At 46.3% G+C, this 20,673-nt stretch carries 17 protein-coding genes; 12 read left to right on the top strand and 5 right to left on the bottom strand.

All coding sequences use genetic code 11. The annotated features are described in order from the left end of the window. Positions 1-242: 242 nt before the first annotated feature. Positions 243-950, top strand: coding sequence for a DUF1266 domain-containing protein (locus tag FDF36_RS12460; protein ID WP_220391537.1), 708 nt, complete (start codon positions 243-245; stop codon positions 948-950). Positions 951-959: 9 nt separating this feature from the next. On the opposite strand, the gene FDF36_RS12455 is transcribed toward FDF36_RS12460, so the two are convergent. Further along, positions 960-1,934, bottom strand: coding sequence for a polyprenyl synthetase family protein (locus FDF36_RS12455; RefSeq protein WP_220391536.1), 975 nt, complete (start codon positions 1,932-1,934; stop codon positions 960-962). A gap of 85 nt (positions 1,935-2,019) precedes the next feature. Here FDF36_RS12455 and polA point away from each other — a divergent pair, with 85 nt between their 5' ends. Both polA and FDF36_RS12445 read left to right on the top strand, forming a co-directional pair. Then, the gene (polA, locus tag FDF36_RS12450; RefSeq protein ID WP_220391535.1) at positions 2,020-4,827 is read left to right on the top strand and encodes a DNA polymerase I; all 2,808 of its coding nucleotides are present in this window, start codon (positions 2,020-2,022) and stop codon (positions 4,825-4,827) included. A 269-nt stretch (positions 4,828-5,096) separates the two neighbouring features. Continuing rightward, positions 5,097-5,492, top strand: coding sequence for a DUF3836 domain-containing protein (locus tag FDF36_RS12445; RefSeq protein WP_005783692.1), 396 nt, complete (start codon positions 5,097-5,099; stop codon positions 5,490-5,492). A 368-nt stretch (positions 5,493-5,860) separates the two neighbouring features. Here FDF36_RS12445 and FDF36_RS12440 read toward each other — a convergent pair whose 3' ends face one another. Together FDF36_RS12440 and FDF36_RS12435 are read right to left on the bottom strand one after the other, a co-directional pair. Beyond that, positions 5,861-6,616, bottom strand: a complete 756-nt coding sequence (locus FDF36_RS12440) for a LytR/AlgR family response regulator transcription factor (RefSeq protein ID WP_220391534.1) — start codon at positions 6,614-6,616, stop codon at positions 5,861-5,863. 12 nt (positions 6,617-6,628) lie between these two features. Beyond that, positions 6,629-8,659, bottom strand: a complete 2,031-nt coding sequence (locus tag FDF36_RS12435) for a tetratricopeptide repeat-containing sensor histidine kinase (RefSeq protein WP_220391533.1) — start codon at positions 8,657-8,659, stop codon at positions 6,629-6,631. Positions 8,660-8,785: 126 nt separating this feature from the next. On the opposite strand from FDF36_RS12435, the gene FDF36_RS12430 reads away from it, so the two are divergent. The 9 genes from FDF36_RS12430 to FDF36_RS12390 all read left to right on the top strand — a co-directional run bounded on the left by FDF36_RS12430 (position 8,786) and on the right by FDF36_RS12390 (position 18,900). Continuing rightward, the gene (locus FDF36_RS12430; protein WP_220391532.1) at positions 8,786-9,685 is read left to right on the top strand and encodes a serine O-acetyltransferase; all 900 of its coding nucleotides are present in this window, start codon (positions 8,786-8,788) and stop codon (positions 9,683-9,685) included. A 76-nt stretch (positions 9,686-9,761) separates the two neighbouring features. After that, complete coding sequence (locus FDF36_RS12425) at positions 9,762-11,102, top strand: THUMP domain-containing class I SAM-dependent RNA methyltransferase (protein ID WP_220391531.1); 1,341 nt, start codon at positions 9,762-9,764, stop codon at positions 11,100-11,102. 162 nt (positions 11,103-11,264) lie between these two features. Further along, positions 11,265-13,409, top strand: a complete 2,145-nt coding sequence (locus FDF36_RS12420; protein ID WP_220391698.1) for a S9 family peptidase — start codon at positions 11,265-11,267, stop codon at positions 13,407-13,409. A 21-nt stretch (positions 13,410-13,430) separates the two neighbouring features. After that, positions 13,431-14,705 carry a phosphoribosylamine--glycine ligase gene (gene purD, locus FDF36_RS12415; protein WP_220391530.1) on the top strand — a complete coding sequence of 425 codons (1,275 nt, stop codon included), beginning with the start codon at positions 13,431-13,433 and terminating at the stop codon, positions 14,703-14,705. After that, positions 14,705-15,697: a hypothetical protein gene (locus FDF36_RS12410; protein WP_220391529.1), complete on the top strand. Its 993-nt coding sequence runs from the start codon at positions 14,705-14,707 to the stop codon at positions 15,695-15,697. Before purD ends, FDF36_RS12410 begins: the two co-directional genes overlap by 1 nt. Further along, on the top strand, positions 15,682-16,158 hold the full coding sequence (locus FDF36_RS12405) for a YqaA family protein (RefSeq protein ID WP_005779653.1): 477 nt from the start codon (positions 15,682-15,684) through the stop codon (positions 16,156-16,158). Before FDF36_RS12410 ends, FDF36_RS12405 begins: the two co-directional genes overlap by 16 nt. 11 nt (positions 16,159-16,169) lie before the next feature. Then, positions 16,170-16,934, top strand: coding sequence for a tRNA (5-methylaminomethyl-2-thiouridine)(34)-methyltransferase MnmC2 (gene mnmC2, locus FDF36_RS12400; RefSeq protein ID WP_220391528.1), 765 nt, complete (start codon positions 16,170-16,172; stop codon positions 16,932-16,934). Positions 16,935-17,006: 72 nt separating this feature from the next. Then, positions 17,007-17,951, top strand: a complete 945-nt coding sequence (locus tag FDF36_RS12395) for a metal ABC transporter solute-binding protein, Zn/Mn family (RefSeq protein WP_259281434.1) — start codon at positions 17,007-17,009, stop codon at positions 17,949-17,951. A 139-nt stretch (positions 17,952-18,090) separates the two neighbouring features. Further along, positions 18,091-18,900, top strand: a complete 810-nt coding sequence (locus FDF36_RS12390; RefSeq protein WP_220391527.1) for a metal ABC transporter ATP-binding protein — start codon at positions 18,091-18,093, stop codon at positions 18,898-18,900. A gap of 172 nt (positions 18,901-19,072) precedes the next feature. Here the strand turns inward: FDF36_RS12390 and FDF36_RS12385 are convergent, their stop codons facing one another. Together FDF36_RS12385 and FDF36_RS12380 are read right to left on the bottom strand one after the other, a co-directional pair. Continuing rightward, positions 19,073-19,831: a DNA-binding domain-containing protein gene (locus tag FDF36_RS12385; RefSeq protein ID WP_005797005.1), complete on the bottom strand. Its 759-nt coding sequence runs from the start codon at positions 19,829-19,831 to the stop codon at positions 19,073-19,075. Between the two features lie 24 nt (positions 19,832-19,855). Then, positions 19,856-20,673: fibrobacter succinogenes major paralogous domain-containing protein (locus FDF36_RS12380; protein WP_475647109.1), on the bottom strand; the 818-nt coding region annotated here is incomplete at its 5' end.

The following is a 20,673-nucleotide window of genomic DNA, read 5'->3' as shown; positions in this document are numbered from 1 at the left end:
TTCATTGTATTAGAGAACGTTTCAATTATTATCTTTTTCCTGGAATTCGGCAAAATTCATGTTATGAAAGGTAATAAGCAAACGGGTCTCACGCACCTTCACGTATATACTCTTGTTATATATCGAACGGAGCGTGAGACTGTTGCTTGTATCATCATAACGGCTTGCCGAAGCCCCAGGAAAGATACAGAGCAACAGTTCTCACGCTTTTCGGTTAACAAAGAATTAAAATAAACAAGAGTATGGCAGAACAAGCATTATTTCAACAATTCAACCGGAACCAACAAAGGGAGAATTTAGAGAACGCAAAAGAAACGGGTCTATTAATCAGCTTGATTCCCAGTTTACAAGAAAATCTCTACGTAGATAGTCTTACAACCGGAGCAAGCAAAGAAACCTTATCTAAACTTCTTTTAAGAAGTCCCAGAATCAAAAATGAAACGGCTGTTATCGAGATGATCCACTTCCTGCATGATGAAGGTGACCGCACCTCATTCAGCATTCTCCTACCCTTTTTAGTAGCAAAATATAATCCGGAAGAATTGGAAAAAAGAATACGGGAACGTTTCTTCGGCATAGAACTTTTCATTCTAAAATGCAACAATCTACATAATTTCATCACTTGTATAAAATCCGATCAAACCATAGAAATCGTAGAAGAAGACCTGAAAAGAGGGGTGCTTGCATGGGATATGGGGAGAATGGTATGCCTGATACGCATAGCCTATGATGCGGGATTTATAGAAGAAAGCCTTGCATGGAACTATATCTGCTCGGCCGGACGGCAATGCACACAAGCGTTTAATAATTGGACTGAAGTAGGAAAAAGTTTCTTATTAGGACAAGCAATGGAGGCTACAGAGAAAGGAAAACAGGAACAATGCATCCATCTTTACCGCCAAGCCACAGAGAACCCGGATAGTCCATGGAAAAAGAGAACACTGAAATAGATAAGAAACTTATTTATCACGATCGACTACATAATCCAAGTATGTAATCAAGGACGTCTTCACTGCCGAATCCGGTAGAGTACGCAATAAATCAAGAGCACGCTCTTTGTATTCATACATCACTTTTACAGCATATTCTATTCCTCCGTTTTGCTTGATAAACTCGATCAAACGGGTAATTTCGTCTACTGTAGCCGTACCGTCTTTTACCTTAAGCGCCATTTCCTGAGCCCATGCATCAGTAGTGGTATTAAGCACATATAAAGCAGGCAAAGTCAGCTTACCTTCCAACATGTCATTTCCGGTCGGTTTACCGATCTCTTTACTCTCAAAATAATCGAATATATCGTCTTTAATCTGAAAGCAAATTCCAATATTCTCACCAAAAAGGCGTGCAAATTCAGCCTTTTCATCGGTAGTTTCGACTGAAAGAGCGGCAGCTTTGGTACATGCAGCAAAAAGAGCAGCCGTCTTCTTACGGATCACATCAAAGTAAATTGTCTCGGAATATTCCCGGTTACTAACATTAGAGAGTTGGAGTATCTCCCCTTCCGCCAAATCTTGCCCCAAACACGCTACCACACCAATTATATCATGATTGCGAGTGCGTTCGGCATGCACCAGACTTGTTGCCAAAAGAAAGTCGCCTACCAGCACTGCTACTTTATTATTAAAAATAGCATTTACTGATAACTGTCCGCGACGCTCTGTACTTTCGTCTACCACATCATCGTGTACCAGACTTGCCGTATGAAGAAGTTCAAGGGATACCGCCGCATGTAAAGTCGCAGGCTTTATTTCTCCGTAAAGCTTTGCTACAAGCAACACAAGGATAGGACGCATCATCTTACCATTCCTCTGCCGGATGTGAGCAATCACATTATTAAGCAAAAGATTTGAACTGGACAGAGAACTATCAAATAGATTTTTGAAATCTTCCAGCTCCGTAATAATCGGGGACTTTATTAAAGATAAGCTATCCATGCACACACTATTTGAGCACAAAAGTAATAATAAAACGGTTAATACGGTATTTTTTTGTACTTTTACCATGAAAAAACTGAAAAATATGAATCAAAACAGCAAACTATTCCTCTTGGATGCTTATGCTCTTATCTATCGGGCGTACTATGCGTTCATTAAAAATCCCCGCATTAATTCCAAGGGTTTTAATACTTCAGCCATACTGGGATTCGTAAACACTCTGGAAGAGGTGCTGAAGAAAGAGAACCCCACCCACATTGGAGTTGCATTCGATCCACCGGGACCTACATTTCGTCACGAAGCTTTTGAACAATATAAAGCTCAACGCGAAGAAACTCCGGAAGCAATCCGTCTTTCGGTACCTATTATAAAAGATATTATCAAGGCTTACCGAATCCCCATCCTGGAGGTAGCGGGATATGAAGCGGACGATGTAATCGGAACTCTGGCAACAGAAGCCGGCAATCAGGGTATCACTACTTATATGATGACTCCTGACAAGGACTATGGTCAGTTGGTAACGGATCATGTATTTATGTATCGCCCCAAATATGGAGACAAAGAATTTGAAGTTATGGGGGTAGAACAAGTAAAAGCTAAATTCGAGATTCAATCGCCGGCACAAGTGATAGATATGCTCGGACTGATGGGCGACTCTTCCGATAATATTCCGGGGTGTCCGGGTGTGGGAGAAAAAACTGCCCAAAAATTAATTGCCGAGTTTGGGAGTATAGAAAATCTGCTTGAACATACCGATCAGTTGAAAGGAGCACTGAAGACAAAAGTCGAGACGAATCGGGAAATGATTCTTTTCTCCAAATTCCTGGCAACAATCAAAGTGGATGTACCTATCCGGCTCGATATGAACTCACTCGTCCGTGAACAAGCAGACGAGGACACGTTGCGTAAAATATTTGAAGAGCTGGAATTCCGCACATTGATGGAACGGATATTCAAAAAAGAATCATCACCTGCCTCCCCTATCGCCGGTACATTATTTAATCAGGAAAACGGCCCGGTTCAAGGCAATCTCTTTGAAGAATTTACGCCCGATCATACGAATGAAGAAAAAAAATCAAATCTGGAAAGCTTAAATTCATTAAGCTACGACTACCAATTAATTGATACAGAGGAGAAAAGAAACGAAATTATTAAAAAACTACTTACATCCGAAATTCTTGCGTTAGATACGGAAACCACCGGAACGGATCCAATGGATGCAGAATTGGTTGGAATGAGTTTTAGTATTATCGAAAATCAAGCATTTTACGTTCCGGTACCTGCCGAACGGGAAGAGGCAATCAAAATCGTTCGGGAATTCGAACCTGTCTTCAAAAACGAGAAGTCACTCAAGGTCGGTCAGAATATAAAGTACGACATGCTCGTTCTGCAAAACTATGGGATTGAAGTCCGAGGTAAACTCTTCGATACCATGGTAGCACATTATGTCCTCCAACCCGAACTCCGTCATAACATGGATTATCTGGCTGAAATCTATCTGCATTATCAAACCATACATATTGAAGAGTTAATAGGGCCAAAAGGCAAAGGGCAGAAAAATATGCGCAACCTCTCCCCTCAAGGAGTTTATCTGTACGCCTGCGAAGATGCAGACGTTACACTAAAACTTAAAAATATACTGGAACAGGAATTAAAGAAAAATGATGCCGAGAAGTTATTCTATGAAATCGAAATGCCTCTGGTCCCTGTTCTTGTCAATATCGAGAGCAACGGAGTGCGTTTAGATACGGAGGCTCTGAAACAATCGTCGGAACACTTCACTACGAGACTGCAAAGTATCGAAAAAGAAATTTATACTCTCGCCGAAGGAGAATTCAACATTGCATCTCCCAAACAGGTAGGAGAGATACTTTTTGATAAATTGAAAATAGTAGAGAAAGCTAAAAAAACAAAAACCGGACAGTACGTCACCTCAGAAGAGGTATTGGAGAGCTTGCGAAATAAGCACGACATCATCGGTAAGATTCTGGAATATCGGGGACTTAAGAAACTATTAAGTACTTATATCGATGCTCTGCCGCAATTGATCAATCCCCAAACCGGACGTATACACACCTCCTTTAACCAGACCGTTACCGCAACAGGAAGATTGAGTTCAAGTAACCCTAACCTGCAGAATATCCCGATCCGGGACGAAGACGGTAAAGAGATACGCAAAGCTTTTATTCCGGATGACGGTTGCAGTTTCTTCTCCGCCGACTATTCACAGATTGAGCTACGCATAATGGCACACCTGAGTAAAGATAAAAACATGATCGATGCTTTCCTCAGTGGCTATGATATTCATGCGGCTACAGCTGCCAAGATTTATAAGGTAGATATAAAAGAGGTTACCGCCGATATGCGCCGTAAGGCCAAGACTGCCAATTTCGGTATTATCTACGGTATCTCCGTATTTGGCCTGGCGGAACGCATGAATGTCGACCGCAAAGAAGCCAAAGAGCTGATAGACGGTTATTTTGAAACCTATCCGCAAGTAAAATCCTATATGGACAAGAGTATCCAGGTGGCACGCGAGCACGGTTATGTGGAAACGATTTTTCATCGCAAACGCTTTTTACCGGATATTAACTCCCGTAATGCCGTAGTACGCGGATACGCAGAGCGAAATGCCATCAATGCTCCGATACAGGGAAGCGCAGCTGACATAATCAAAGTTGCTATGGCACGTATTTATGAACGCTTCAAAGCAGAAGGCCTGAAAGCAAAAATGATTTTGCAAGTACACGATGAGTTGAATTTCAGTGTACCGGCAAAAGAGAAAGAAATGGTAGAGCAAGTGGTTATTGAGGAAATGGAGAAAGCCTACCGTATGCATGTTCCCTTAAAAGCAGATTGCGGATGGGGTACAAACTGGCTGGAGGCACATTGATAACAATCATTAACTATTCGTACAGAAAGCTATGAAAGATCCATCTAAAAATGCTTACTGTTTATATAAATATCCGGCAAACAATCTGCCGGATATCTTTTTGTCAGCATACTTATCAAAAAGAAAGTAACTCAAAGGCCTCAACACTGACAATATGATAAATTTTCTTCGATTTTATGCATTTATATCCGTTTAATATGTAACTTTGCCACCGTTAAAGCCAACAAATGGTAGAAATATGACAATTTAAAGACTTAAAAACAGATATCATGAAAACAACAGGATTTTTAAAAACAGTAGCATTGTCAGCAGTTCTTTTGGTAAGCAGCGTTGCAGTTTCCGCCCGGAACTATGATAACAATCTTATTTATAACTCCGAAGAAGAAAACGGCATGTTAATAGGACAAACCGTTTATAAGAAAGAAGGCTCTTCCCTGGCCAATTATATGAAATATAACTATAAATACGATGACAATAAACGCATGATTGAAAGTCAGACTATGAAATGGAACAGCAATAAAAATAATTGGGAGAACGATTTGCTGGTTCGCTATACGTACGAAGGCAAAACCATTACCACAAACTATTATAAATGGAATAACCGGAAAAGTGAATTTATACTGGCTCCGGAGATGACCGTTACAATGGATAACCCTAATCTATAATCTCCAAACACTTTACTCTTTCTTAAAGATCTAACACATTAAATACTCTAAAAAAGACCGTTGCTGAGAGCTTCGGTCTTTTTTTGTGTCACGTGAAACATAAGAAGAAATAAAAAAGATTATTTGAGATAACAACATCATAAAACAGCCGGAGTTTTTTCACAAAAAGCTCCGGCTTTACCCAACCAGTTAACTATCAAGAGAATTGTTTAATACTGTTCATTTCGGTTGTTTTTTTAAGAGTAATCGTACCTCACAAAGATACAATCAAAGTAAAAGCATAGCAACTCTTTTTTATCAGAAAGCCGATTATATGGTTACAGCCAGAGTATAAGCGGTAAAATAAGAGTTTATCCGACAGAAAAACTTCAAATAATACAAAAGCGTTCTTGTAACTCTTTCAAGAATCCGCGTGAAATAATTAAGTCTTCTTTATCACTAAAAGGGGGATAAAGCAAGCACTGTTTACTCTTTATCATGGCCAGATAATTGATATTGATAATAGCCGACTGACTGATTTGTACAAATGCGTTAGAATAACCGATTATATCGTCAGCCGTCGTATTTTTCTTCAGACAAAGTTTCGTTTGATTAAAAAGCTCCACCTGCCACAACCGCTTATCTTTCAAATATTCAAAATAACCTATTTCTTCAAGGCGAAGAAATCTAAACCCTGTTACTGTACTAATCATAAACAGGTCCCTACCAGGCACCAAAGTACTTATAGCAGAAGCAAAAGACGGTATAGGTTGAGTAGAGGCCATTGCCTTGCGGTAACGTTCAATGATCAGATTCAATTCTTTCGCATCATAAGGTTTCAGTAGATAATCAAAGGCTGACTCACGTAATGCCTGCAACAAATATTTATCATAGGCAGTATAGAAAACGACTTTCATATCCCACAACACCTGTTCACGAATCTCACTAAGCAAACGGATTCCCTGAATATCAGGCAACTCTATATCCAGGAACAAAAGATCGGGATGTATATCCATAATAAGTTTCTTCCCTTTTGCGCCATTCCCGGCAGTCCCTTTTATTTCCAGATCAGCCTGCACCTCCAGATCCCGGCGCAAGGTCTCAATAGCCGCCTTCTCATCATCTATAATGATCACCTTATACATAATTTCCTATCTTTATAAATTGTAAGAATAATCCAATGGTATATAGATTAGAACTTGTGTCCCGGTCTGTCCATTATTCACCAGATTCTTGATTTCAAAACGTATTTTCTCGCGATTCTTATCATTTAATAGTTGAATAGTCTGATAAAGCACTTTCAACCCTGTTCCTGTTCCACGCGCAGATGACATAGTTTGTGGTGAATATCCACGCCCATTATCACAAATATCAACCAGTATACCATTGCCTCTCCGGCAGACTGATATGCGGAGCGACTTTAAACCTTCGATTCCGGACAGCCCATGTTTTAACGCATTCTCTACCGGTATCTGTACAATCATTGAGGGGATGATCACTTGTTGAATATCCAAGCCCCCTTCGATCTTTATATCCATTGAAAAATCATCTCCGAGCCGTCCCTGCTCTAGACGAATATAGGTTTTCACAAATTCCAGTTCATCATAAAGAGAAACGCTAAGTTTCTCCGTAAACTCCAAACTCTTACGAAGCAGCCTGACCAGCTCCGTAAGATCATCACACAAAGCCCCGTCACCCTTAAACTGACTAATCTCACGATTCAGCACATTAAATGTAAAATGGGGTGAAATACGGTTTCGAATATTCTCCATGCGAAGACGCCCGATCTGATTGATATGCCGTTCCTGAAGAAACATGCGCTTCTTCTTCATATACCAATAAATACATCCTGCTACGACAACAGATACAATGCAAACCAAAGCCCATATATATGCTGTCAGTTTCAGTTCCTTCATCTCTCCTCTTTGCTTCTCAATCACCAACTCTCTACGCATCACAATCGTATCCTGCCGATAACGCATATCTAATTCTGCAACGCGAGTACGAACCCGTTCATTGCGAATAGAATCATTAAGTTGAAGATCGTATTTCTGATATTCATAAGCCTTTTTATAATCCCCTACCCGTTCGTAATAATGCTGAAGGTAGTGATTACGTATGTTTATCATATTGGCATCTATATGCCCATAATTGGCCGAGCGCTTGATAATTTGTCCGGCAAGAGCTACATTCCCCTTTTTGAGCGCAAGCTCAATCATTTGTGTCTCTATGTAATAGAGTGCCGATTGATTCCCGATTTCGGAGAAGAACCTATAACTTTCGTCCAGGTATAGTTGCGCAGAGTCCAGTTTATTAGTTATCACATAAAGCTCACCGAGATTTGCCTTACACAGATTCTGCTCAAAAACCATTTGCGGATAAGACTCTACCACATCCAATGCACGACTGATGTAACAGACAGCCTGAGGGTAATCTTTCTTATAATAAAAATGATTTCCCCGGTTATTCAGATAAGTCCATTTCTCAGAAACACTCATCCGGTCAAAAAAAGCCCCGGCCAACTCATAATAATGATTGGAAAGTTCAAAATCGCGTAATTCCATGTATGTCTGTCCAAGACCATAGTAAACCGGAAACTTATTACGATCCGGCAATCCGAGAGAATCACAAAGAAACAAGGCCCGACGATAATAATACGCAGCATACGTATAATCCCCTTTATGAACATTGGCATCTGCCAGATTTATGCATAAGTCCGGCAGATAGTCCGGTTCCTTTCCTTGTAACCTTTCTCTATATGCTTTTTCATAGGAAATAATTGCAGAGTCGGGCTGGGTGCGCTGCATCAGGACGTTACCCTCCATATTATAGACGGTAGAAAGTAAATCATGCACCTCCGGCGAAGGTGTAACCTTGTCACAAAAGCGCTTAATAAACTGATTATAATACCAGATTGAATCAAAATCCGCCGTAACAAAATAAGATTTGGAATAGAATGATAAAAGCCGGTAATAGGATAGGCTGTCAGAGGTGCCCGACAAGGCTTGTCGCAACAGATGACGTGAATATTGAGTATTGGTAAACAATGAATCCTGGGCGCACCGTTCCACAGAGTCCGAACTCATGCCCGGAAAAGCTAAATCAGAATGGCTTGTGTTTTGTTTACAGCCCGTTAACAGTAATAACAAACAAAAAAATACAATTGCCCGGTTTGTTTTATGCCTCATTGTTTTGATTTCACGTGTAATACCCAACAAAAATACATCCTTTTTTTAAATTCAATAACAAACGTACTACTTTTTATGCGCAATTATTCATATCTTTGTAGCCAATATAATTAGAATAGTCTCATAATGAGTCCACTGAACTTCACTCACATCCTGACACAAACAGTCGATGAGCTATCGGAAAGCGAATCATACAAAGGACTGTTTCACCAACATAAAGACGGTGAGCCATTGCCCTCGCCACGGGTATTGTGCGATGTTATCGAATTAGCGCGCTCCATTCTCTTCCCGGGATATTACGGAAATTCAACAGTCAACAGCCGAACTATCAACTACCATATCGGTGTCAATGTAGAAAAGTTGTTCAATCTGCTCACAGAGCAAATTCTTGCCGGACTGTGTTTTGGTAACGGTGGCCAATGCAATGAATGCACCGAGTCAAAACGTGAAGAAGCCGCCCGTCTGGCAGCTAAGTTCATCAGTAAACTACCCCATCTGCGTCGTGTTTTGGCCACAGATGTGGGAGCAGCCTACAATGGCGACCCTGCCGCACAAAGTTTCGGTGAAGTGATCTTCTGCTATCCCGCCATTAAAGCAATCAGCAACTATCGCATCGCGCACGAACTCCTGGAATTAGGAGTACCGCTAATTCCGCGTATCATTACCGAAATGGCACACAGTGAAACCGGAATCGATATACATCCGGGTGCAAGAATCGGCACACATTTCACAATTGACCACGGTACCGGCGTGGTGATCGGAGCCACAAGTATCATTGGCAATAACGTGAAGATCTATCAGGGAGTGACACTGGGTGCAAGAAGTTTTCCCCTGGATGCCGACGGCAAACCGATTAAAGGTATTCCACGCCACCCGATTCTGGAAGACAATGTGATTGTCTACTCCAATGCCACCATCCTAGGACGAATTACCATCGGACGTGATGCCACCGTAGGCGGTAACATCTGGGTCACCGAAAACATACCGGCAGGAGCAAGAATTGTACAGACAAAAGCAAAAAAATAATTTAATTAACAACATTAAAACGCCGGTCGCACGGTACATAACCGCAGCATTAGCACACTGGCATGTTATCCATTTTATGAGCGAACAATTTGAAATGATTGCCAAAACCTTTCAGGGACTGGAAGAGATACTGGCAGAGGAATTGACAACACTTGGAGCAAACGACGTACAAATAGGACGCCGTATGGTCTCTTTTACCGGTGACAAAGAGATGATGTACAAAGCAAACTTCTGCCTGCGTACTGCAATTCGTATTTTAAAACCCATCAAGCACTTCACCGCAAAAGACGCTGATGCCGTTTACGAACAGATCAAAGCCATTCACTGGGAAGAGATATTGGATGTAGACAAAACTTTTGCCGTTGACGCAGTAGTATTCAGCGATGAATTCCGTCATTCCAAGTTCGTCTCTTACAAAGTAAAAGATGCCATTGTCGACTATTTCCGTGAATTGAATGGAAAGCGTCCTTCTGTACGCATCAGCAAGCCGGATGTACTGCTGAACATCCACATTGCACAGACCACCTGTACCCTCTCGCTCGACTCTTCGGGTGAATCACTTCACCGGAGAGGTTATCGCCAGGAAGCTGTAGAAGCTCCACTGAATGAGGTTCTGGCAGCCGGTATGATTTTAATGACTGGATGGAAAGGCGAATGTGACCTGATTGACCCAATGTGTGGTTCGGGTACTATTCCTATCGAGGCAGCTTTAATTGCGCGTAATATTGCCCCGGGAGTGTTCCGAAAAGAATTTGCTTTTGAAAAATGGGGAGATTTCAATCAGGATCTGTTCGACCGGATATACAACGATGACAGCCAGGAACGCGAGTTCACCCATAAGATATATGGTTACGACAATAACCCGAAAGCCAATGAGATAGCAACTCATAATGTGAAGGCAGCAGGAGTATCGAAAGACATTATCCTGAAATTGCAACCATTCCAGCAATTTGAACAACCGGCTGAAAAGTCGATTATCATAACCAATCCCCCTTACGGAGAACGTATTTCCACCAACGACCTTCTGGGACTGTATAATATGATCGGTGAGCGACTCAAACATGCTTTTGTCGGAAACGACGCATGGATACTATCTTACCGTGAAGAATGCTTCGATCAGATCGGTCTGAAGCCAAGTATAAAAACCCCGTTATTCAATGGTCCTTTGGAGTGTGAATTCCGTAAATATCAGATTTTCGACGGTAAATATAAGGAATTCAAGAGTCAGGAAGGTGGTGATGAAAACAGCGAACGTGCTCCAAGAGAGAGAAGAGAATTCAAGCCACGTCGGGAAGAAGGCGGATTCAGAGGAGAAAGAAGACCGCGTGAAGAACGTAGTTCGGGATACGGAGACAGAAAACCGAGAGAATTTAAAGGGAATCGTGAACCAAGAATCGAAAAACCTCAGGAAGACTAAGCTATTTCCCGACAGAAGCCTGTAAATGGATGAATCGGCTGCCATCCGGCCCTTCGTACCTGAGCACATCGTTCTTGCCCGGATAAGCGCTGTCATCCAGTCAAGAACGACGAACTTGGGCAGAGTACAAATCAAAGGATCTAAATAATGATAAAGCAAATCATGAAAACCAACAGTAAACCAAAGAATGCTTTATTAGTAATGCTCTTATCTTTACTAATACCAAACGTTATGGCACAGGAACCGAAAACGCCGACCTTGGAAGATCTGATCCCGGGCGGAGCCACCTATCGTTTTGCAGAGAATCTGTCCGGCCTGCAATGGTGGGGCGATGAGTGTATCAAACCGGAAATAGAGGCAGTGTTCATGATAAATCCCAAAAACGGGAAGGAAACACCACTAACCACCCGTAACATCGTAAACAGGACGTTGGAAGCCGGCAAACACGGTAAATTGCAACACTTCTACAACGTCAGTTTCCCATGGCCGAAGAAAAGCCTGATGCTGATCAGCCTGCCGGACAAATACATCGTTTACGATTTCGACTACCGCGAGATTACCAGTACACGCCCAGTGCCCAAAGAAGGTGTCAACAGAGATTATCAGCCTGAAACGGGGCATGTGGCCTATACCATCGGCAATAATCTTTATGTAGACGACAAAGCCGTAACCAACGAACCACAAGGCATCGTATGTGGTCAGTCTGTCCATCGTAACGAATTTGGAATCAAAAAAGGAACTTTCTGGAGTCCTTCGGGCAATCTGCTCGCTTTCTACCGCATGGACGAAAGCATGGTAGCCCAATATCCTTTGGTCGACATCACCACTCCTATTGCCGAAGTCAACAACATCCGTTACCCGATGGCGGGAATGACCAGCCACCAGGTGAAAGTCGGCATCTATAACCCTGCTACCGGGAAAAGCATCTATCTCAATGCCGGAGACCCGACCGACCGCTATTTTACCAATATCAGTTGGGCACCGGATGAAAAGAGCCTCTACCTGATCGAACTGAACCGCGACCAAAATCACGCTAAGCTCTGCCAGTATAACGCCGAGACAGGCGACCTGATGGCTACTCTCTTTGAAGAGGAAAACGAAAAGTATGTAGAACCTCAAGACCCGATTATTTTCTTACCTTGGGACAGCAGTAAGTTTATCTACCAGAGTCAGAAAGACGGCTTCAGCCACCTCTACCTGTACGACACAAGCGGCAAGCAACTCCGCCAGTTGACCGAAGGCGAATGGCTGGTTAAGGAGGTGCTGGGCTTCGATGCCAAGAAGAAGGAGATTATCATAGCAAGCACGGAGTTCTCGCCCTTGCAGAGCAACCTGTTCCGCGTGGATATAAAAACCGGAGCACGCACTCCTCTGGGCAGTAGCGAAGGTGTGCACAGCGGCAAACTAAGCCCTTCGGGACGCTACCTGATTGACCAGTACAGTTCTCCAAGCGTTCCGCGCAGCATCAATATCCTTGACGTACAGAGCGGTAAAAGTGTCAACCTGCTCACGGCAGCCGATCCCTTTGCAGGTTATAAGATGCCAAGCATCGAAACCGGTACCATCAAAGCGGCAGACGGCAAAACAGACCTGTATTACCGCCTGATCAAGCCGGCAGACTTCGACCCGAACAAGAAATATCCGGCCATCGTCTATGTATACGGCGGTCCCCATGCACAAATGGTCACCAATGGTTGGCAGAATGGCGCACGCGGCTGGGACATTTACATGGCCAACAAAGGTTACATCCTGTTTACCGTGGACGGACGCGGAAGCGACAACCGCGGACTCGATTTTGAGAACGTCACTTTCCGCCATCTGGGCATCGAAGAAGGAAGAGACCAGGTGAAAGGAGCCGAATTCCTGAAAAGCCTCCCTTACGTCGACGGAAACCGCATCGGAGTACACGGCTGGAGTTTTGGCGGACACATGACTACCGCCCTCCTCCTCCGCTATCCCGAGATTTTTAAAGTAGGTGTAGCCGGCGGTCCGGTCATCGACTGGGGATATTACGAAGTGATGTACGGCGAACGCTACATGGACACTCCGCAAAGCAACCCGAAAGGATACAAGGAGTGCAACCTGAAAAACCTGGCGGGTAACCTGAAGGGACACCTGATGATTATCCATGACGACCATGACGATACTTGCGTGCCGCAACACACCCTTTCGTTCATGAAAGCCTGCATCGATGCCCGTACGTATCCGGACCTCTTCATCTATCCGTGCCACAAGCACAATGTGTCGGGACGCGACCGTGTGCATCTGCATGAAAAGATAACCCGTTATTTCGAAGACTATTTATAAAGATATAAATCCTCAAAAGACATGAAGATATTACTGTTAGGTTCGGGCGGCCGCGAACACGCCCTGGCATGGAAGATCGCCCAAAGCCCGAAAGTAGAAAAGCTGTTCATCGCGCCCGGCAATGCCGGAACCGCCGAAGTAGGCGAAAACGTAAACATCAAAGCAACCGATTTCGACTCTTTAGGAGCATTCGCTCTTGAAGAGAACATCGACATGATTGTAGTAGGCCCGGAAGACCCACTGGTAGGAGGTATCTACGACCGTTTCCAAAACAATCCCTGCCTGAAAGAGATTGCCGTCATCGGCCCGTCGAAGGAAGGAGCCAAGCTGGAAGGCAGCAAAGAGTTTGCCAAGGAATTCATGCAGCGCCACCACATACCGACAGCCCGCTACCGGAGCGTAACGGCCGATACACTGAACGAAGGACTGGCATTCCTCGAAACACTCGAAGCCCCCTACGTGCTGAAAGCAGACGGACTTTGCGCCGGTAAAGGCGTGCTGATCCTGCCTACCTTGGAAGAGGCTCAAAAAGAGCTGAAAGAGATGCTCGGCGGTATGTTCGGCAATGCCTCGGCAACGGTGGTCATCGAAGAGTTCCTGAGCGGCATCGAGTGCTCCGTATTTGTGCTGACGGACGGCGACCATTATAAGGTGTTACCTGTAGCCAAAGACTACAAACGCATCGGTGAAGGAGACAAAGGACTCAATACCGGCGGTATGGGCAGCGTGACCCCCGTCCCGTTTGCCGACGAGGTGTTTATGGAGAAGGTGCGCACCCGCATCATCGAACCGACCGTCAACGGACTGAAAGCCGAATGCATCGTCTACAAAGGCTTCATCTTCCTGGGACTGATCAACGTAAAAGGCGAACCGATGGTGATTGAATACAACGTCCGCATGGGTGATCCCGAAACGGAAAGCGTGATGCTGCGTATACAAAGCGACCTGGTAGAGTTGCTGGAAGGCGTGGCCGAAGGTAACCTCGACACCCGGTCACTCGTCATCGACCCGCGCACGGCCACTTGCGTGATGATGGTCAGCGGAGGATACCCCGAAGCCTACCGGAAAGGGTACGCCATCAGCGGACTGGAAACAGCCCGGGCAACGGACAGCATCCTGTTCCACGCCGGAACAGCCATGAAGGACGGCCAGGTGGTGACCAGTGGCGGACGTGTGCTCGCCATCTGCTCTTACGGCAACGACAAGGCCGGGGCATTGGCACAATGCTACAAGGTGGCCGACATGATTGACTTTAAGGACAAAAACTATCGCCGCGACATCGGCTTCGATTTATAATGAGAAACCAAAGACTACAAGGCCGGATAACGGCGGGCAGATTCACACTGCCTGTCGTTATCTTTACGTGTATTGCCTGCTGGGTGCTGACCTCCTTTCTACTGCCCGGACTGGAGGCGAAAGAGTCCGCCTACTCTCTGTGGAATATCGTAAGTGTACCCGCATGGGCCAACCGCATTATCAGCTTCCTTCTCTTTGCCGGCATCGGTTATTTCCTGATAGAGCTGAACAATACGTTTACTATCATCCGCATGAGGGCATCTGTGCAGACATCGCTTTACTTTCTGTTCACCACGGCCTGTCCCGGCATGCACCTGCTTTATGCGGGCGACATTGCCGCCGTAGCCTTTCTCATCTCACTTTATTTGCTGTTCAAGAGCTATCAGGCCCCCCGGCCTGCCGGATATTTGTTCCATTCGTTCGTCTTTCTGAGCGCGGGCAGCATCGTGTTTCCGCAACTGACGTACTTCATCCCCATCTGGCTGTTGGGGGCATCCAACTTCCAGGCGCTCACGTTCCGCAGCTTCTGTGGGGCAATGATAGGCTGGAGCGTTCCTTACTGGTTCTTACTGGGACATGCGTTCTTCCACAACGAAATGACGCTTTTCTATCAGCCGTTCGTCAACCTGATCAGCTTCCGGCCCATCGACTTCAGCCGCGACTTTCAATTATGGGAAATCGTCACGCTGGGTTATCTGTTCATCCTGTATGTGGTCAGCTCGGTGCATTGCATCGTGGCAGGATACGAGGATAAGATACGGACGCGCGCTTATCTGCATTTTCTTATTTTCCTCAACTTCTGCATCTTCCTGTTCATCGTGCTGCAACCCACCCTGAGCATGGATCTGCTTTCGCTGCTGCTGATTGGTGTCAGCATTCTGGTGGGACACTTGTTCGTACTGACCGGCAACCGGATGTCCAACCTCTTTTTCATCGGTTCGATGGTTGCCCTCATCGCTTTATTCTGCTTTAACATATGGACGCTTTTATAGAAACCGTTTCACAGATACTCATTGACTGGGGTTATCCCGGCCTGTTCATTTCGGCGCTGCTGGCCGGAAGCATCGTCCCATTCAGTTCGGAGATCGTACTGTTAGGGCTGGTGAAATTAGGGCTCGACCCTGCTCTCTGCCTCATTTCCGCTTCGTTAGGGAACACAGCCGGAGGGATGACGTGCTATTACATGGGGCGCCTGGGCAGAGTAGACTGGATTGAGAAATACTTCAAGGTCAAGAAGGAGAAGATAGACAAGATGCAGCGTTTCCTCCGGGGGAAAGGCGCCCTGATGGCTTTCTTTGCCTTCCTGCCGGCCATCGGTGAGGTGATATCGATGGCCTTAGGATTCATGCGGAGCAACGTGTGGCTGACCACCGCTTCGATGTTTGCCGGAAAACTGATACGTTACATCATCCTGCTGAAAGCGATGCAGGAAGCCCTGAACCTGGTTATGTAAAGAACTGAAAGATGGAAAGAATCATTGAATATACTGCCGACGGAAGTGCCACTCTCTTCGTTCCCGAACTGGACGAGCACTATCATTCCGTAAAAGGGGCCCTGACGGAGTCCTCGCATATCTTCATCGACATGGGGCTGAAGACTTCCGCCGCCCCCTCGCCCCGCATCCTCGAGATAGGGTTCGGAACGGGGCTGAACGCACTGCTCACACTGATCGAAGCCGAAAAGTCGGGCAGGCAGGTACACTATACAGGCATCGAGCTCTATCCCCTGCCGTGGGAAACGGTGGAGAAGCTCGGGTATACTAACGGGGAACGGCGGGCGAACGGCGACGAACAGGCTGCGCAATGGATGAAGGCTCTCCATACGGCGCCCTGGGGAGAAGACGTGCGGATCACTCCACATTTCACCCTGAGGAAGATACAGGGAGACTTCACAAGCATGGAGTGTCCGTCACCGATAGCTGATCATTCACCGTCCATCGCTGATCATTCACCGCTATTCTCCCTTATCTACTTCGACGCTTTCGCACCGGAGAAGCAGCCGGAGATGTGGACGCAAGAACTATTCGACCGCCTGTACGTTATGATGGAAAAGGACGGAATACTGACTACGTATTGCGCCAAAGGAGTGGTACGGAGGATGCTGCAGGCGGCCGGATTCACCGTAGAGCGGCTTCCGGGCCCTCCGGGCGGCAAAAGGGAAATATTGAGGGCAAAGAAGATACCTCTCACCACGGAGGACACAGAGAGCATTTTCTCTTTCATATCTTAGAAGCAAGAGATTAAAACTCTGTGCCCTCTGCGTCCTCTGTGGTGAGCTAAAACGATAACAAGGATAACCATTATGAAAACCAACCGAATACAACAGCCGACAGTCGCCCCCGCCTTCCCCTTCCCGGGGAGAGGAACGGGAGGTGCGGCCGTCTTCGCTTTTCTTTTTCTGCTCCTCCTTTCCGCCTGTTCCGGGCGCGGAAAGGATAGTACCGGCGAACGGATCATCACCGTCACCATGGAGCCGCAACGGTATTTCACCGAAGCCATCGCCGGAGACAAATTCACTGTACGCAGCATGGTGCCCAAAGGCAGCAGCCCCGAAACATACGACCCCACCCCGCAGCAACTGGTGTCGCTGGGCGAGAGCGAGGCGTACCTGCGCATCGGATACATCGGCTTCGAACGTTCGTGGATGGACCGGCTGATGAACAATACGCCCCACATCCAGGTGTTCGACACTTCGAAAGGGGTAGACCTGATCTTTGAATCCGCCTTCGATCACGGTGACCACCGCCACGAAGAGGGCGTGGAGCCGCATATCTGGAACTCGGCAGCCAACGCACTGATCATAGCCGGAAATACGTTCAAGGCGCTCACCGTGCTCGACAAGGAGAACGAGGCGTATTACAAAGCCCGCTACGACTCGCTCTGCCAACGCATCGAGCAGACGGACAGCCTGATCCGCCGGACGTTGTCGGCACCCGGAGCCGACCGTGCCTTTATCATCTACCACCCGGCCCTCTCTTACTTTGCACGCGACTACGGGTTACACCAGATCAGCATCGAGGAAGGGGGTAAGGAACCCTCACCCGCCCACTTGAAAGGGCTGATGGATCTCTGCCGCAAAGAAGGGGTACGGATCATCTTCGTGCAGCCGGAATTCGACCGCCGCAACGCTGAAATCATTGCCCGGCAGACCGGAACACGGGTGGTACCCATCAATCCGCTTTCGTACGACTGGGAGGAGGAGATGCTGAACGTAGCGAAGAGCCTCAGCGGATTCACCACAGAATAGTCATGAATAAGAGTTCACCACGGATTACACGGATTACACGGATTAACACAGACCTTTTTATCCCAGAACCAACAAGACAGAATATCAATCTGTGTTAATCTGTGTAATCCGTGGTGAACTCCCAATCCCCAACCAACCTATGGATAAAGAAAGAAACAGCCACAAGCATACGGAAGGAACAGCTTCTGCCTCACTCCTCTCCATCCGGGGCCTTTCGGCCGCCTACGACGGACGCACTGTGCTCCACGATGTCAACCTGGAAGTCTACGAGCGTGACTTTCTCGGCATCATCGGTCCCAACGGTGGGGGTAAGACCACCCTCATCAAGTGCATCCTGGGACTGCTCCGCCCCACGGGAGGAGAGATCGTCAAGCATCACGAACCGCTCACGACGGGCTATCTGCCGCAGTACAGCTCGATCGACCGCTCCTTCCCCATCTCGGTTCTGGAAGTGATCCTGTCGGGACTGAGTTCAAAGAAATCGCTGACCGGCCGCTTCGACGACCATCAGCGTGAGAAAGCCCGTCAAGTCATCCTCCTCATGGGACTCGAGGGACTGGAACACCGCGCTATCGGGCAGCTGAGCGGCGGACAACTGCAACGTGCCCTGCTGGGACGCGCCATCATCAGCGACCCGCAACTGCTTATTCTCGACGAACCGAGCACCTACATCGACAAGCGCTTCGAAGCCCGCCTCTACCAGCTGCTGGCCGAGATCAACCGCGACTGCGCCATCATCCTTGTCAGCCACGACATCGGGACGGTGCTGCAACAGGTGAAGAACATCGCCTGCGTGAACGAAACACTGGACTATCATCCGGCCGCAAGCGTCAACACCGAATGGCTGGAACGGAACTTCAACTGCCCGATCGAGCTGCTGGGACACGGCACACTGCCTCACCGGGTGCTGGGCGAACATTGCCATTGCCACGAAAACGATAAAGCCTGACGAAGGGCACCCTATCCCATACAGAAACTCCGCCCTGCATTGCTTCATCTTTTATGTGAAGTGGTGCAGGGCGGAGTTTTTGCACAATCCTCTTTCCTAAGCCAAGGAACGATAGTTTCCCTCCACCGGGAAGCAAGGTTTCCCCGAGTAAGGAAAACCTCTTCCTCAGGAATCAGGCTGTAGGATCATCTACAATATCACCATCTCCTCCCGAAGGAAGACCAATAACCAGGCTACGTATCACCGTACGAGGTACTTTCAGCAACTTATTACCGGTTGAAAACTGGGTAGTCAGTCGTAATTCATAGACTCCGTCTTTTAAGTCGGCCGGAAGTAACACCAACACTTCCGAAGGGTTGTTTACAGCGATCATATCCATCGGCAACTTCGTTTCCGTGCCTTTCTCATCAATCAATACGATACCCACTGCAGAGTCTGTACCTGTTACTTTAATATTCTTTCCTTGCAGGCGATAGTTACGTCCGGCAGTTGCACTACCATCCGTGGCACGGGTGGCAGCGTCTTCACCGCCGATGAAGTAGGCCGGGTCACCTTTGGCTCCCAGAATTTTTACGCCGGTCCGTGCGATAGCTTCACGTAAATCCTTATCCTGGTTGAAGGAAACATAGATAGAATTTTTCTCGGGATTCCATACTCCACCATCTATCACGCCGCGAAACTGTGGTACGGCACGAAAAAGCCCCGTATTGACAGAGTATCCGTTCAGTACCAATTCCGATACTGTGCGCTGAAAAAGATCGACGGCATGCTTTAAAGTCTCTGCCCGCAAGCCGGTATCTTCTTTCTTCATTTCATCCAGTACATCGGATAGCGTCAGGTTTCCGGCGCTTTCCAATACCAGGATTTTGTCTTCTTTGTTGTCAGTGGTCACGGTATTGTCCGCAAGCCAGCCTTTGAGTTCGGTTTTCATGATTTATCTTTTTAAAAGTGAATATTATTTTCGGTTGCCTTTTACGCAACGGACAGAACATCCAAATTTACGTGATCGTAGTATAACAGAACAGTCATTCGTTTCGAACGCTAAGGCATATCCATCTGCATTTCCATATGGGTCCGAGGTCCAATAATTAGCATATGTATCTACCCAATTTCCAGAAGGAAGCGGTGGGGTCGTACTTCCTAGGTTGGAAGGTGATCGCCCCGCTGCTGATAAAAAAAGCCCTTTAGGACTAGAGGCCATAAACCACATCCCTTTATTTGTCATTACTTTATTTGTACATCGAGACAGTTTAGTTAGTTCGTTTTGTGACGGCGTACGCCACCCTGTACCATAAGTTGAGGCATTAAGTTTGGTACATGGGTCAGTATTATTTTGACTTGTATTTCCAGTGTAAGTACTATAAAATGTATAATAGTAGCCATACTCAGTGGAAGTTCCCCATACATAATTAGATGAACCTGTGCTTTTCAGATTCCCGTCCGCCCATATTAATTGGGCCAGGTCTTTCTTATCCTGAGCCGTACACCCGTTTTGCGTAAGATTCATATCTTTCTCCAACACATTGATTCCGGGACCCTTTTTAAACTGTATTTTTAGTGTATAGCTTTTCCCTTCCTTCAACTGTACGCTTTGGGTGGACGTGATTTCGGTGTTGTTGTTCACAATCCGTCCGCCTACCGTCAGTGTATTGAAATGCACTGTAATCGTTCTGGCCCCTGCAAATGGAACCATGCGTATGGTTGTACTCAAGGTCGTGTTTGGATTGAATGCCGCCGTTTTATTCGTGTTGGGGGTTACCACATTGGTCGAAG

The sequence above is a fragment of the Bacteroides fragilis genome (assembly GCF_019583405.1).
In the GTDB taxonomy this organism is placed as follows: Bacteria; Bacteroidota; Bacteroidia; order Bacteroidales; family Bacteroidaceae; genus Bacteroides; species Bacteroides fragilis_B.
Note: the sequence above shows the minus strand (reverse complement) of the source record. Positions and strands in the feature narration are given on the sequence as shown.

Coding starts and splice junctions, on each gene's coding strand:
- FDF36_RS12425 (WP_220391531.1), top strand. CDS start 9,762: ATGAGCGAACAATTTGAAATGATTGCCAAAACCTTTCAGGGACTGGAA.
- mnmC2 (WP_220391528.1), top strand. CDS start 16,170: ATGGAAAGAATCATTGAATATACTGCCGACGGAAGTGCCACTCTCTTC.
- FDF36_RS12385 (WP_005797005.1), bottom strand. CDS start 19,831: ATGAAAACCGAACTCAAAGGCTGGCTTGCGGACAATACCGTGACCACT.
- purD (WP_220391530.1), top strand. CDS start 13,431: ATGAAGATATTACTGTTAGGTTCGGGCGGCCGCGAACACGCCCTGGCA.
- FDF36_RS12435 (WP_220391533.1), bottom strand. CDS start 8,659: ATGAGGCATAAAACAAACCGGGCAATTGTATTTTTTTGTTTGTTATTA.
- FDF36_RS12430 (WP_220391532.1), top strand. CDS start 8,786: ATGAGTCCACTGAACTTCACTCACATCCTGACACAAACAGTCGATGAG.
- FDF36_RS12420 (WP_220391698.1), top strand. CDS start 11,265: ATGAAAACCAACAGTAAACCAAAGAATGCTTTATTAGTAATGCTCTTA.
- FDF36_RS12405 (WP_005779653.1), top strand. CDS start 15,682: ATGGACGCTTTTATAGAAACCGTTTCACAGATACTCATTGACTGGGGT.
- FDF36_RS12445 (WP_005783692.1), top strand. CDS start 5,097: ATGAAAACAACAGGATTTTTAAAAACAGTAGCATTGTCAGCAGTTCTT.
- FDF36_RS12455 (WP_220391536.1), bottom strand. CDS start 1,934: ATGGATAGCTTATCTTTAATAAAGTCCCCGATTATTACGGAGCTGGAA.
- FDF36_RS12410 (WP_220391529.1), top strand. CDS start 14,705: ATGAGAAACCAAAGACTACAAGGCCGGATAACGGCGGGCAGATTCACA.
- polA (WP_220391535.1), top strand. CDS start 2,020: ATGAATCAAAACAGCAAACTATTCCTCTTGGATGCTTATGCTCTTATC.
- FDF36_RS12395 (WP_259281434.1), top strand. CDS start 17,007: ATGAAAACCAACCGAATACAACAGCCGACAGTCGCCCCCGCCTTCCCC.
- FDF36_RS12460 (WP_220391537.1), top strand. CDS start 243: ATGGCAGAACAAGCATTATTTCAACAATTCAACCGGAACCAACAAAGG.
- FDF36_RS12390 (WP_220391527.1), top strand. CDS start 18,091: ATGGATAAAGAAAGAAACAGCCACAAGCATACGGAAGGAACAGCTTCT.
- FDF36_RS12440 (WP_220391534.1), bottom strand. CDS start 6,616: ATGTATAAGGTGATCATTATAGATGATGAGAAGGCGGCTATTGAGACC.